We start from the raw sequence: 13,438 nt of genomic DNA on the forward strand, positions 1-13,438 counted from the left end.
TCGGTCGACGGGCGGGGGGCTGTGCTGGAGTGTGCCGCTCCCGGGGCTCAGAAGCTCAGGGTTTCACCGTCCTGGGGCACGAGCACCTGCTCGCCGGTGCCGTTCTCGCGGGCCAGGGTCCGCACCTGCTCACGAGTGACGGTGCAGTGGTTGAGGGCTTCCGTGTGCACCGCGACGATGCGCGCGTCCGGGGCGGCCCGGTGCTCGGTGAGGACGTCGTCGCCCATCTCACCGCCCTGCGCGTGCACGTGCGTGAGGTCTTCGCCGCCGTGGAGGATCGGGCACCGGCGCCCTCCGCGGTCGAGGCGCTCAACCACGCCCTGACGCGCACCCCCACCGCGCACCTGCTGACCCGGGAGGCGACCGCCGGTTTCCGCAGCGAGGCCACCCACCCCACCACGCGCGTCGTGGAGCACGCCCTGGCCGCTCTGGCCGCCGACACCGTGGCGCTGCTGACCGGCCCGGACGCCGTGCTGCTGGCCGCCTGCGCCGCCGAACCGTGCAACCGGTACCTGCTGCGCACCCACGCGCGCCGGCACTGGTGCTCCACCCGTTGCGGTGACCGCGTGCGCGCGGCGCGCTCCTACGCGCGCCGCAACCAGCGGACCGCCTGAGGACCGGGAGCGCGATCAGCGCTGGGGCGCCACCGCCTCCCGGCCCGCGTCCCCGGCGTCGCGCCGCGGGCGAACCGTCGTCGCCCACCACGACGCCGTGCGTGCGTGCGACGTCAGGGGCACACCGTCGAGCGGATCGCGTCCACGAGCTCCTGAGCCTGCTGCTCGGTGAGCTGCCCGACGTCGCCGCCGCTGAAGAGCTGCTGGGTGTTCGAGGTGACCGTCGCCTCGTCCGTGCCCTGCTCGATGTCCGCGCAGACCTCCTCTGCGCGCTGCTGCAGCTGCTCCGCGTCGGCCGCCAGCTCCGGCTGCACCGCCGCCGCCAGGCCCGCGAGGCGGTCACCCGCGCCCTCCGCCGCCTCCGTGGCCGCGTCCAGCGCGGCGTCGGCCTCCCCGCTCGCCGAGGCGATCGCGCTGCTCGCCTCCGACGGCACGCTGATCGTGACGTCGGGCGACGACACGTCCTCCGTGGTGGCGCTGCAGCCGGCCAGCAGGCCGATCAGCGCGGCAGCGGTCAGGCCGGCGGCTGTGGTGCGCACGGGGTCCTCCAGGTCGGGTGACGACGGTTCGCGGTCGTGCGGGGACGGTCGAGCGCTACCCCCCGCCCCCTCGCTCCAGCCTGCCACCCGACCCGGCTCCACGCACCGGCGCGCCCGGTGCACCCGGACGGCCGCCCGCGTCCTCGGGGGTTCCCCGATCAGCCTCGACCCGCGGCGCGGGCGGCGCAGTCGCGCAACCCGGCCAGCAGCCGCTCCACGTCGGCGGACGGCCGGACGATCCTCGCCGTGAGCGCCGGGTCGGCGACCACGGGACCGAACCGGGTGCCGTGCAGCCCGAAGTTCCCGCCCGGGCTCTTGAGCACGACGACGTCGTGCCGCACCGCGACCTCGGCGGCGACCGAGCACTCCGGTTCGGCGTCCACGAGGTCGAGGAAGGACTCGTCGACCTCGACCAGGTCCAGGTCGTGCAGCTCGTCCAGCATCCGCACGGTGCGCTCGCGGACGAAGCGCACGTGGTCGTCGACGTCGAGGGCGGAGCCGTCCTCCTCGCGCAGCCGGTGCGCGTCCACGCGCTCGCCGGCCGCCAGCAGGTGGTCGATCCAGGTGACCAGCTCGGTCGAGCCGTTCGCCATCGCCACCGCCTGCGGGTTCAGGCCGAGCAGGCGCGCCAGCCGGCGCGTCGTCGCAGAACTGTCGCTCGGGTAGCGCTTCAACAGGGTCGGCAGTTCCCGGGAGAGCTGCTCGAACGTCCCGGGCGTGGGGAGACAGCTGTTGGTGGGGGTGCAGAAAGCCCCGACGGCCAGCAGGTTCTCCCCCGCCGCGCGCAGCAGTGCGACGGCGTCAGCCTGCAGGAGGTGGACGGCGCCCAGAAGGCCACCGCGGTCGAGATGGCGAAGATCCGCGACCACGGGAAGTCGCTGCTGGCGCTGGACCTCGCGCTGGACCACTGAGCCCCCTCGACCGCTCCGCGCCCGTCCGCACGTCCCGGGACCCACGTAGCATCGTCGCCGGAGTCCGCCCGGAGAACCGCGACGCCCCCGGAGGAGGAGCACGGATGAGCAGTGGCCGCGGCTGCTGCGGCCCCACCGCCCCGGCCGGCCCGCACCGGGCGACGGGGGCCGTGGCGTGAGCCGGCAGGCACGAGGCGACGCGGAGGAGCGCACCCGTTTCCCCGCGTCGGTCTACCGGCACGGGTCCGAACCGGACCCGCGCTTCTCCCTGGCCAACGAGCGCACCTTCCTGGCGTGGATCCGCACCTCGCTGGCCCTGCTGGCCGCCGGGGTCGCCCTGGAAGGGCTGGCCCTGCCGCTGCAGCCGCACCTGCGCCTGGCCGCCTCCGTCGTCCTGATCGCCCTCGGGCTGCTGGCCCCCCTGCAGGCCTGGCGCGGCTGGGCGCGCGACGAGCGCGCCATGCGGCTGGGCCGGCCGCTGGCCGCTCCGGCGCTGGCCGCACCGCTGACCGCCGGCACCGCCGTGGCGGGGGTCCTGGTGCTGCTCGGGCTGCTGCTGCGGTGAGCGGCGCACCCGCCGACGACCCCGGCGGCGGCCCGGCGGAGCCGCAGCGGATCTTCGACGCCGGCCTGCAGCCGGAACGCACCGCCCTGGCCTGGCGGCGCACCGCGCTCTCGCTCGTGGTGGCCGGGCTGGGCGCCGCCCGGCTGCTGCTGCCGCAGCTGGGCGCGGGGGCGGTGGTGCTGGGGCTGTTCACGGCCGCCACCGGGGCGGTGGTGCACGTGCTGGCCTCCCGGCGGGCGCGACGCACCACCGCCCGGCTGCTGGCCAGCGGTGACCTGGACCACCCGGCAGCCTCGGCGCACCTGATCGCCACCACCGCCGCGGCGTGCGCGCTGATCGGCCTGGGGGGCCTGGCGCTCGTCGTCTCCCAGGGCCTCGCCGCCCTGGGCTGAGACCGCAGGACCGGGCGGCGGCACCGGGGCCGCCGCCCGGGTGCCGGCTACTTCACGGTGATGCTGCCCACGAGGTCGACGTCGGCCGCGGAACGGCCCACGTACACGGGGACCTCACCGGTCGGGGTGACCCACCGGTCGGCGTCCTCGTCCCAGTAGGAGAGGGCCCGGCGGTCCAGCTCGATGCGCACGTCGCGCTTCTCCCCCGGCCGCAGCGCGACCTTCGCGAAACCGGCCAACGCCTTCTCCGGCGTGTCCACCGCGTCGGTGGGCAGGTGCCCGACGTACACCTGCACCACGTCCGAGCCTGCGCGCTGACCGGTGTTGCGCACCCGAACGCGGACGGACGCGGTCTCGTGCTCGCCCTTGCGGGTGTCCAGCTTGCCGGTGCGCAGGTTGCGGTGCTCGAAGGTCGTGTAGGACAGGCCGTGCCCGAAGGCGAACAGGGGTTCCTCGTCCTGCTGGTCGTACCACTTGTAGCCGACGTGGATCCCCTCGTCGTACTCGACGCTGGCGCCGGTGTCGTGGGTCGGTCCCTGCCCCTCGGCTGCGGGGAACGTCACGGGCAGCCGCCCGCCGGGCTCCGCGTCGCCGTACAGGACGTCCGCGGTCGCGGTGCCCACCGCCGCACCCTGGTACCAGCTCTGCACGACACCCTCGACGTCGTCCAGCCACGGCATCAGCACGGGCCCGGGGGTGTTCAGCACGACGATCGTGCGCGGGTTCACCGCGGCGACGGCCTCGATGAGCGCGTCCTGGTCGCCGGGCAGGCGCAGGCCCAGCCGGTCGACCGCCTCACCGGTCAGCTCGTTCACCACGACCACCGCGGTCTCGGCCTCCCTCGCCGCCTCCACCGCGGCCGGGATGAGCGATTCGGGCTGCCAGCCGAGCGTCAGTCGCGGGCCGAAGAACCCGGCCTCGCGGGTCGAGTACTCCACGGTGATCGGTACCGGCTCCCCCGCGGTGAGCGGGACGGTGCCGCCCAGGGTGTACTCCTGCGGGGCGAAGAAGAAGTCCCAGATGAAACGCGATCCGTCGAAGACCGTCTCGCCGCCGATCGTGACCTTCGCCGATCCGGACAGCAGCGACGAGAACCGCGCCAGCCCGGTGGCGGTGGGGGTGATCGTCCCGCTGAAGCGCGCCGACCACTGCGCGGGCAGGCCGTCGACGGGAGCGGCGCCGCTGAAGTCGACGTTCGGGGTGGTCGTGGTGGCGACGGGAGCACCCTGGAAGTCGGGGTTGGCGAAGAACTCGGCCTGCAGGCCCTGCTCCCCGCCGGGCGCGGTGAACGCGGACGCGGGGACGGTGGGCAGCGCCACGTCGCCGAGCGACCCCTGGGAGACCGTCGTGCGCTCGGCGCCGACCTTCTCCCGCACCGCCTCGGCGAGGGTGGTGAAGTCGCCCGGGTCCACGTAGGAGGAACCCTCGATGCCGGTGATCGCGTCGCTGCCCGCGGGACCGATGACGGCGACGCTGTCCCGCTTCGACAGCGGCAGCGCACCGGAGTTCTTCAGCAGGACGCTGGCGGCGGCCCCGGTCTCGCGGGCGAGGCGCTGGTGCTCGTCGGTGGTGACGACGTCGGGGATCGCGGTGGGCAGCGGGTTGTCGTAGGCGCCGGAGTCGAACAGGGCGACGAGGATGCGGCGCGCCGCGTCGTCGGTCCGCTCCTGGGGGATCCGGCCGTCGAAGAACGCCTCGCGGGGCGTGCCGGGGAACAGGGACTGCGAGTCCACGCCCGCGTTGACGCCCGCCACCGGGTCCGTGCGGGGGTTGAAGTCGGTGGCGACGTACCCCTCGAGGCCGAGGTCCTGCTTGAGGTCGGCGAGCAGTTCCTCGTTCTGGCAGACGAACTCGCCGTTGACCTTCGGGTAGGCGCACATCACCGAGTCCGCGCCGCCCTCGCGGATCGCCTTCTCGAACGCCGGGTAGTGGACCTCGCGCAGCGCCCGCTCGGAGACGTCGACCGCGAGGGTCTCGCGCGGGCCGCTCTCCTGGTTGTACACGGTGAAGTGCTTGAGCATGGCGATCACGTCGTTGCTCTCCAGGCCGCGGGCCACCGCAGCGCCCATCTCGCCGTTGACGAGGGTGTCCTCGCCGTACCCCTCGGCGGCCCGGCCGGAGAGGCCGTTGCGGTCGACGTCCACGGTGGGGCCGAGCACGACGTTCCACCCCTTGGCGCGGGCCTCGGCGCCGACGGCCTGCCCGTAGCGCTCGGCCAGGGCGGTGTCGAACGTGGCTCCCAGGGCGTTGGGGGCGGGGAACGCGGTCACCCCGGTGTCCCCGCGCAGCCCGCCGGAGGCGTCCACGCGCCGCATCTGCGGGATCCCCAGGTGGGCCAGCGGGTCGAAGTCCTCGTCGTTCGTGGCCAGGACGAGGGTGACCTTCTCGTCCATCGTCATGGCGCGCAGCAGCGCGTCCGCGCGCCACGCCGGGGACCGCGTCGCGTCGCGCCAGGGCTGGGCGCGCTCGCCCGGGTGCGTTCCCGTGGACGCCTCGGCCGGCGGCTGCGCGGCGTGGGCGGCGGTGCAGGGCGTCAGGGCGGCNCGGCGGCGCACAGCGCCGCCGCGGCGGCCCGGCGTCGGGCGGTGTGGTGGGTCGTCACGGCAGTTCCTCCTCGAACCGGCGGGGGCGGGGAGCCGTCGAGGGCTCCTTCGCCGCATCGAACGGCGGTGTCGCTTGAAGCGCTTCAGGCCGCCGGTGACGAGTCAACCGCAAACCCACAGCGACGGCAAGGGTCGAAACCGGTCACCGTCACCGCCCGACGGCCGTGCCTCGGCGGAACGCACGCGGGGCGGATCGCGCAGCGCGCGACCCGCCCCGCGGTCGACCGGAGGATCAGGGGTAGTCGAGGACGTAGCTCGGCTGGCCGGCCTCCTTCGCGGTCACGGGTGCTCCGACGCCGTTCACGACGCTGTCGAGCGTGCCGGCGGTGAGGTTCACGGTGTACAGGTGGCGCAGGCGCACCCCTTCCGTGCGGGGCACCTCGAACCCGTGGGAGGCGTGCAGGGACGGGTCCACGTTGGTGAAGACGTAGGAACCGGCGCCGGCCAGCTCGTGGCGGCGGACGTGGTCGGCGACCTTGTACGCCGCCCACCCCAGCGTCCCGTCGTGCTGCCAGGCCGCCTGGTTCGGCGGGTCGTAGGGCAGCTCGTTCTGGAAGAGGAAGGTCCGGCCGCGCTCACCGTTCCACACGACGTTGTACTGCTGGTAGTGCTCGACGAACAGGCCCGTGGCGCTGACGTCGTCGCCGTCGACGACGACGCCGTTGCGGCCGGTGCTGACGTCCCAGCCGTAGGTCCCCGGCAGCCCGTGGTCGGCGCGCCAGGCCCAGATGTGGTCCAGCAGCACGTGGTCGCTGTTCACCTCCAGGCTGACCTCCGCCCGACCCGTCTGCGGTCCGCCGACACGGAAGTACACGTCGCTGAGGGTCACGGGGTCGGCCGGGTCGCTCTTGCGGGCGTTCTTCGTGCCCACCCGCAGCAGGACCGACGACTCCTGGGCACCGGCGTCGACGGTCAGCCCCGCGACCACGGCACCGGGCACGTCCCCCACGGTCCGCGGGACGGCGCCGCGCCGGGAGCTGAGGGTGGCGTGCCCCACCCCGAGGACGACGGTGCGAGCGCGCTCGACCGCGATGCTGCGCTCGACGTCGTACACGCCCGGGGTGAGCAGCAGGTGCTTGCCGCGCGCGAGCTGGGAGTTGATCCGCGCCACCGAGTCGGTGGGGCGAGCGACGTAGAAGTCGCTGAGCGGCACCGTCCGCCCCGGCGCCTGCCCCCCGTCCCAGGTGACGCCGCGGGAACCCCGCTGGGCCGCCGGGACGCGGACCTGGTGGTCGCCGGCGCTGTCCACGAACAGGTAGGGCTTCTCCCGGCTCAACGGCGTCCGGTCCTGGACGGTGTAGGGCGGGGCGTCGCCGGCCTCGGTGGCCGGTGCCCCCTCGACCCCGGAGAAGGCCTGGTTCCAGACACCGTTGGACCAGCCGGCCACCTCGCTGTCACGCGTGAGCCACTGCTGCTGGGAGCCGCTCACGACGTTCGGCAGCTTCGAGTCGGCGATGAAGCCCCCGCTGGCCAGGGACGGACCCGCGGAGCAGTAGTCCATCAGGGACAGCTGCCCACCCGTGACCTCCACCCGGCGCATCGAGACCGCTTGCGAGACCGCCCAGAAGTTCGTCCCGGCGCGGCAACCCTCCTGCCCCGCCGAGTCCACCTCGATCCGCAGGTTCGACACGGTGCGCCAGAAGTTGGTCAGCGCGTTGCACGACGTCTGGGCGCCGGAGCCGAAGCAGCGGTCGAACACCTCCACCTTGCCGTGGACCGTCACGTCGGAGGGCGACTCCCCCAGACCGGCGACCTCGGTGTAGTAACCCACTCGCAGCTGCAGGGGGTCCTCGGCGCTGCCGTAGGTCCCGGGCTGGAACAGGAACGCGTACCGCTCACGCCCCATCTCGTTGCCGGCCTGCGCGTCGGCGACACGGTTGACCGCGTCCTCGATCTGCCGGGTCGGCGTCTGCGGCGTGAAGACGGTGACGGCGGGCCCGAGGTCGGCTTCCGGCCCACCGCTCGCGGGTGGGGCCGCGGCGGCGGGCCCGGCCAGTGACGCGCTCAGCAGCGCCGCACCCCAGGGGGGCAGCCGCCGCGCGCGGCGACCGGGGTCCGGAACCCGCGGGCGCGTGGAGGGACAGGTGTGTTCACGGTTTCCTCTTCCTCGAGGGTGTGAACCGTCCGGAGGGCATCGCTCAGCGGCCTGGTCGCACGAGGGTGGCCGAGGAGAGCGGCGGTGACGGTGTGCTCACAGCTTTGGAGCAGCGGGTTCCGGGTGTCAACCCCCGGAGCGCTCGCGCGCGGGTCCCACCGCGCGGCGGGCGGGCAGGACGCGGTCGCTGGTGCGCCGTGCCAGGAGCGTCGGCTGCAGCACGACGCGCTCGTGCTCGTGCCCGGCGCCGTCGCCGTCCTCCCGCAGCAGCAGTTCGGTGGCGCACCGGCCCATCTCCCGCTGCGGCTGCGACACCGTGCTGAGCGAGACGGCGGCGGAACGGGTGAACGGCATGTCGTCGTACCCCACGACCGCCACCTGCTCCGGCACCGCCAGACCGCGCTGCACGCACTCCGCCAGGGCCTCCAGGGCGATGAGGTCGTTCGCGCAGGCGATCGCGGTCGGACGCCGCCGGGGCGGTGCGTCCAGCAGTTCCCCGAGCGCCGGCAACCCACCGCCCGGCTGCCACCCGGAGACGTCGACCGCCTGCACGTCGGCGTCCGGCAGGGTTTCCGCCATGCCCGCGCACCGCTCGTGCACGTGGTGCGCGGACAGCGGCGCCCCCGCGAAGACGACGCGCCGGTGCCCCGCCCGGGCCAGGTGGGCGCCCACCTGACGGCCACCGGAACGCTCGTCGATGGAGACCGAGCAGAACGGGTGCTCGCCGAACACCGGACCCACGAGCACCAGCGGGGTCCCCCGCTCCTGCAGCGCCCGCACGCCCTCCAGCGACGCGTCGACGGCGGGGCTGAGCAGGACGCCCCGGACCCGGCGCTGCTCCAGGGTCTCGAGCTGCCGGTGCTCGCGCTGCACGTCGTGCTCGCTGCTGGCGACCATGACCTCGAGCCCGTGCAGGGCCGCGGCCTGCTGGGCGCCGTGGACGACGTCGAGGAAGAACGGGTCGGTGGTGGTGGGCAGGACCACGGCGATGAGCTCGCTGCGGCCCCGCAGCGCGAGCTGGCGCGCCGGCTCGTTGCGCACGTACCCCAGCTGCCGCATCGCCTCGCGCACCCGCTCGGCCGTCTCCGAGGACACGAGCTGGGGGTGGTTGAGGACGTGGCTGACGGTGCCGACGGAGACGCCGGCCAGCCGTGCGACGTCCTTGATGCCCGTGCGCATGCCACCTCCGTGCCCCGACCGCGCAGCGGTGAACACTACGTCACCCCGGTCCGGCCGCGCAGGTCGCGCTCACCCCACCGGGTCCGCGGTGAGGACGCCGCTGGTGAAGCGGTGGGTGCCCGCGGGCACGTCCTCGGTGCTCCCGTCGGGCAGCACCAGGCGGCCGGTCGCCCCCGTGGGCACCTGCACCGTCACGGCGAGCTCGCCCCCCTGCAGCGTCCACTCGATCGAGGCGGTGCCGTAGGGGGTGAGGTGCCGGGCGGCGGCGGAGGTCAGGCCCCCGCCGGGCCGGGGGTGGAAGAGGATCGAGCGGTACCCGGGCTCGTCGGGCGCCAGACCGGCCACGACGCGGTGCAGCCAGTCGGCGACCGCCCCGAGGGCGTAGTGGTTGAAGGAGGTCATCTCCCCGGGGTTGACGGTGCCGTCCGGGAGCATGGAGTCCCACCGCTCCCAGATCGTCGTGGCACCCATCGTCACCGGGTACAGCCACGAGGGGCAGCCGCGCTCGAGCAGCAGGAGGTACGCCTCGTCCAGGTGCCCCGTCTGGGTGAGGGCGTCGCAGATGACGGGGGTGCCGGCGAAGCCGGTGGCGATGCGGCCGTCCGCCTCGCGCACCAGTTCCGCCAGCCGCTCGCCGGCGGTCCGCTGCTGCTCCCCGGACAGCAGCCCGAAGCGGATCGCCAGGGCGTAGGCGGTCTGCGCGTCGGAACTGAGCCGGCCGTCCTCACGCAGGTGCGCGGCGAGGAAGGCGTCGCGGACCTCGTCGGCCAGCGCCGCGTAGCGCTGCGCGTCGTCGCCGCGGCCGATGACGCGCGCGGTCTCGGCCAGGTGGCGGGCGGACCAGGCGAAGTAGGCGGTGGCGACGAGGTAGCGGTCGGTGCGGGCGTCGGCCGGTGACTCCGGCGGGGCGGCCGGGTCCAGCCAGTCACCGAGCTGGGTGCCGGTGTTCCACAACCTGTCCGGCCCGGCGAGGCGCTCCACCAGGTCGACCCAGCGCCGGGCGCTGTCGTACTGCGCGGCGAGCACCCCGGTGTCCCCGGTGCGCTCGTAGAGCGTCCACGGGGTCAGCACGGCGACGTCGCCCCAGACGGCCCCGGGCTTCGGCGGGGTCCAGAAGTCACCCGGGATGACGGGCACGTACCAGGGAACCGTGCCGTCCTCGAGCTGCTCGGCCTCCACGTCGCACAACCAGGAGGCGAGGAAGCCGCTGACGTCGTAGAGGAAGGCGGCCGTGGGGGCGAACACCTGGATGTCGCCGGTCCAGCCGAGGCGCTCGTCGCGCTGGGGGCAGTCGGTGGGGATGTCGACGAAGTTGCTGCGCATGCTCCACACGACGTTCTCGTGCAGGCGCTCCACCAGCGGGTCGGAGCAGGAGAACTCCCCGGTGCGCTCCAGGTCCGAGTGCAACACGCGGAAGACGACGTCACCGGGCTCGATCGTCGCCGCCGGCCAGCCCTCCACCTGCGCGTAGCGGAAGCCGTGGATCGTGAAGGCGGGTTCCCACTCCTCCACCCCGCCCCCGGCGAGGGTGAAGGTGTCGCGCGACTCCGCGCCGCGCAGCGGTCGGGTGTACAGCTCCCCGTCCTGCAGCACCTCGGCGTGGGTGAGGGTCACGGTCCTGCCGGCCTCCCCGCGCACCCGGATGCGCAGCCGGCCGGCGGCGTTCTGCCCGAAGTCGAGCAGGAAGCGCCCGCCGCCCTTGGCCTCCACGCTGACGGGCAGCAGTTCCTCGGTGCAGCGGATCGGCGGGCCCTGGGGGGTGACGAAGCGCGTGGCGTCGACCGGTGCGGTGCGCACCGGGCTCCACGCGGCGTCGTCGAAGCCGGGCTCGGACCAGCCGCGCGGCAGCTCGCGGGCGTCGTGGCGCTCGCCCTCGTACAGGCCGGTGAACAGGATCGGCCCGAACCCGGCGCGCCACTCCTCGTCGGTGGCGACGACCGCTTCGGTGCCGTCCTCGAACACGACGTGCAGCTGGGCGACGAGTGCGAGATCGGTGCCGTAGAGGTTGCGGTGCCCGCCGTGGAAGCCGAGCCTGCCGCGGTACCAGCCGTCGGCGAGCCACGACCCGATGGCGTTGGGACCGGTCCGCAGCAGGTCGGTGACGTCGTAGGTGGAGCAGCGCAGCCGCTCACCGTAGACGGTCCAGCCGGGCGCCAGCTCGTCCGTGCCGACGCGCTGCCCGTTGACCTCGAGGCGGAAGACGCCGTGGGCGGTGGCGTGCACTCGTGCGGAGCGGACGGGGCGGTCCACGCGGAACTCGCGGCGCAGCAGCGCCGGTCGGCGATCGGAATCGGGGTCCTCGTCCCACGCCGGGCCCACCGCCAGGGCGGTCCAGTCCTCCGGGTGCAGCAGGCCGGTCTCCACGGTGGCCGGCTCCGACCAGGGCGAGGGCTCCTGCTCGCCCTCCCCCCACACCCGCACCCGCACGCTCGCCGCCTCCCGGGAACGCAGCGGCTCCCACGGCCAGGCCAGCAGGACCGAGTCGGGCGAGGAGACGTGGCCGGTGCTCGCCACCGCGCCGTCGCGGGTGACCTCCAGCTCGTGGCCGGCCGGCACCCACCCGGCCGGTGCGGTGGTCCGCCAGGAGATCCGCGGCGCGGCCTCACCGATGCCCAGGGCATCGCGGTGGTGCTCGAACGTCGGGCTGGTGGGAACGGCGCTCATGCGCTTCGGATCCTCACGTGTGTCGGGGTGGAGCGCGGGCGGCGTCCGTCGTCGGTCGCCGCCCGCGTGGAGTGGTTCAGCCCTTGACGGCGCCGGAGGTCATGCCGGCGACGAGCTGACGGTTGAAGAACAGGTACAGCAGCAGCATCGGGATCGTGATCAGCAGGATGTCCATGAACAACAGGTTGTAGCTGGACAGGTTCTGGCTCTGGAAGTTGAACAACGTCAGCTGCACCGTCGCCCCCGCGTCCCCCGGCAGGAAGTACAACGGGGTCTGGAAGTCGTTGAACACCGCCACCGACTGCACCAGCACCACCGTCACCAGCACCGGACGCAGCAGCGGCAGGATCACCCGGAAGAACAACCGCACCGGCCCCGCACCGTCCAGCACCGCCGCCTCGTCCAGCTCACGCGGGATCGTGGAGATGAACGCCCGGAACAACAGCACCGTGAAGGAGATCCCGAAGGCCACCTCCACCAGGATCAGCCCCGGCATCGTGGCGAACAACCCCAGCCGCTGCAGCACCCAGATCGTCGGCACCACCGCCGGCGGCATGATCAACCCAGCCAGCACCAGGAAGTTGATCAACCCGTTGAAGCGGGTGACGCGCCGCTGCAGCACGAACGCGACCATCGAGCCGAACACCACCATCAACGTCACACTGGCCACCGTCAGCACGATGGAGTTGATGAACGCGATGACGAGGATGTAGTCGCGCGTCTGCACGACCTCCACCAGGTTCTGCCACCCCTGGAACCGGCGCGGCAGCGCGAAGCGGAACTCACCGGCCTGCTGCGCGTCCATCACCGCCGTCAGCACGATGAACACGAACGGCACGATGAACACCACGACGCTGAGCACGATCGCCAAGGCCCCGACCCCGTAGCGGTACAGCGCCGCGCGCGGGCCACCGACGCGCCCACCACCCGGCGCCGGGCCCTGCGGGTCCACCCCACCCCTGCGCCGGGACCAGGACCGGGAGCGGGAGCGGGGGTTCAACGGCCCGGCGGGACTGATCGTGGAGCTCACAGCTCGACCTCCTTGCGGGCCAGGAACCGCGTCAGCGGCAGCACCAGAGCGGTCACCGCGAGGAACAGGATCACGTTGCCGGCGGTGGACAGGCCGTAGAAGCCGGCCTGGTACTGCTTGTAGATCACCGAGGCGATCACGTCGGAGGTGAAACCGGGCCCCCCGCGCGTCATCGCCCAGATCAGGTCGAACGAGCGCAGGCCCCCGATCAGCGACAGGGTGATCACCGTGGAGGTCGCCGGCCACGACAACGGGAAGATGACGTTGCGGAACAGCGTCCACGACCCGGCCCCGTCGACCTTGGCCGCCTCGTAGTACTCCTTCGGGATCGAGACGATCCCGGCCATGTAGATCAAGGTGGCCAGCCCCACGCCCTTCCACACGTCCACCAGCGCCACCGACAGCAGCGCCAGCTGCGGATCGACCAGCCAGCCGGGCCCGTCGATGCCGAACACCCCCAGCGCGGAGTTGATCGCCCCGCGCGAGGGGTGCATCAGCACCTGGAAGGTGATGCCCACCCCGACGGAGGAGACCAGCACGGGGAAGAAGACCACCGCGCGCAGGTAGCCGCGCCCCACGATCTGGCTGGTCAGCAGCATGCCCAGCCCCAGCCCGAGCACGACCTTGGCGCCGGAGGTGACCACCGCGTAGACGAAGGTGTTGGTGAAGCCCTTCACCAGGGCCGGTTCCTGGAAGAACTGCACGAAGTTCGCCAGACCGATGAACTCGCTGTCGAAGATCGTCCAGCGGGTCAGCGCGAAGTAGAACGACGCGAACGTCGGCACCAGGAACAGCACGCCGTAGACCACGGCGGCGGGCAGGTAGAACCACCCCGGGTAGGGGCTG

The 13,438-nt window shown here is 73.5% G+C and carries 12 protein-coding genes; 3 read left to right on the forward strand and 9 right to left on the reverse strand.

The window, feature by feature from the left end; genetic code table 11:
• Nucleotides 1-47: 47 nt before the first annotated feature.
• Nucleotides 48-248: a hypothetical protein gene (locus MN205_RS21775; protein ID WP_242126555.1), complete on the reverse strand. Its 201-nt coding sequence runs from the start codon at nucleotides 246-248 to the stop codon at nucleotides 48-50.
• Between MN205_RS21775 and MN205_RS09305 the strand changes: the two genes are divergently transcribed.
• Nucleotides 165-614 (forward strand): ABATE domain-containing protein, encoded by a 450-nt coding sequence (locus tag MN205_RS09305; protein ID WP_374115895.1) that lies wholly within the window; start codon nucleotides 165-167, stop codon nucleotides 612-614. The two genes, MN205_RS21775 and MN205_RS09305, sit on opposite strands and share 84 nt — an antisense overlap.
• A 113-nt stretch (nucleotides 615-727) precedes the next feature.
• On the opposite strand, the gene MN205_RS09310 is transcribed toward MN205_RS09305, so the two are convergent.
• Nucleotides 728-1,153 carry a hypothetical protein gene (locus MN205_RS09310; protein WP_242126535.1) on the reverse strand — a complete coding sequence of 142 codons (426 nt, stop codon included), beginning with the start codon at nucleotides 1,151-1,153 and terminating at the stop codon, nucleotides 728-730.
• 158 nt (nucleotides 1,154-1,311) lie between these two features.
• Nucleotides 1,312-1,827 carry a hypothetical protein gene (locus MN205_RS09315; protein WP_242126537.1) on the reverse strand — a complete coding sequence of 172 codons (516 nt, stop codon included), beginning with the start codon at nucleotides 1,825-1,827 and terminating at the stop codon, nucleotides 1,312-1,314.
• Between the two features lie 412 nt (nucleotides 1,828-2,239).
• On the opposite strand from MN205_RS09315, the gene MN205_RS20540 reads away from it, so the two are divergent.
• A complete protein-coding gene (locus tag MN205_RS20540; protein ID WP_308220258.1) occupies nucleotides 2,240-2,629 on the forward strand; it encodes a DUF202 domain-containing protein in 390 nt (129 codons plus the stop codon).
• The gene (locus MN205_RS09325; RefSeq protein WP_242126539.1) at nucleotides 2,626-3,021 is read left to right on the forward strand and encodes a DUF202 domain-containing protein; all 396 of its coding nucleotides are present in this window, start codon (nucleotides 2,626-2,628) and stop codon (nucleotides 3,019-3,021) included. The genes MN205_RS20540 and MN205_RS09325 overlap by 4 nt, the downstream gene beginning before the upstream one ends.
• Nucleotides 3,022-3,068: 47 nt before the next feature.
• Here the strand turns inward: MN205_RS09325 and MN205_RS09330 are convergent, their stop codons facing one another.
• From MN205_RS09330 to MN205_RS09355, 6 genes are all read right to left on the reverse strand, one after another.
• Entirely contained in the window at nucleotides 3,069-5,576 is a 2,508-nt protein-coding gene (locus MN205_RS09330; protein ID WP_242126541.1) for a glycoside hydrolase family 3 protein, read from the reverse strand.
• 280 nt (nucleotides 5,577-5,856) lie between these two features.
• Nucleotides 5,857-7,470 (reverse strand): adenylyl cyclase, encoded by a 1,614-nt coding sequence (locus tag MN205_RS09335; RefSeq protein ID WP_242126543.1) that lies wholly within the window; start codon nucleotides 7,468-7,470, stop codon nucleotides 5,857-5,859.
• A 375-nt stretch (nucleotides 7,471-7,845) separates the two neighbouring features.
• A complete protein-coding gene (locus MN205_RS09340) occupies nucleotides 7,846-8,898 on the reverse strand; it encodes a LacI family DNA-binding transcriptional regulator (RefSeq protein WP_242126545.1) in 1,053 nt (350 codons plus the stop codon).
• 69 nt (nucleotides 8,899-8,967) lie between these two features.
• Nucleotides 8,968-11,562 carry an alpha-L-rhamnosidase gene (locus tag MN205_RS09345; RefSeq protein ID WP_242126547.1) on the reverse strand — a complete coding sequence of 865 codons (2,595 nt, stop codon included), beginning with the start codon at nucleotides 11,560-11,562 and terminating at the stop codon, nucleotides 8,968-8,970.
• Nucleotides 11,563-11,638: 76 nt separating this feature from the next.
• Nucleotides 11,639-12,457: a carbohydrate ABC transporter permease gene (locus MN205_RS09350; RefSeq protein ID WP_374115899.1), complete on the reverse strand. Its 819-nt coding sequence runs from the start codon at nucleotides 12,455-12,457 to the stop codon at nucleotides 11,639-11,641.
• Between the two features lie 131 nt (nucleotides 12,458-12,588).
• A partial coding sequence (locus MN205_RS09355) for a carbohydrate ABC transporter permease (RefSeq protein WP_242123780.1) occupies nucleotides 12,589-13,438 on the reverse strand: 850 nt, incomplete at its 5' end.

It is taken from the genome of Kineococcus sp. TRM81007, from assembly GCF_022669155.1.
GTDB lineage: Bacteria > Actinomycetota > Actinomycetes > Actinomycetales > Kineococcaceae > Kineococcus.

What these genes read in the sequence shown, in the direction of transcription:
- MN205_RS09335 (WP_242126543.1), bottom strand. Translation starts at nt 7,470, where the DNA reads ATGGGGCGTGAGCGGTACGCGTTCCTGTTCCAGCCCGGGACCTACGGC.
- MN205_RS09340 (WP_242126545.1), bottom strand. Translation starts at nt 8,898, where the DNA reads ATGCGCACGGGCATCAAGGACGTCGCACGGCTGGCCGGCGTCTCCGTC.
- MN205_RS09345 (WP_242126547.1), bottom strand. Translation starts at nt 11,562, where the DNA reads ATGAGCGCCGTTCCCACCAGCCCGACGTTCGAGCACCACCGCGATGCC.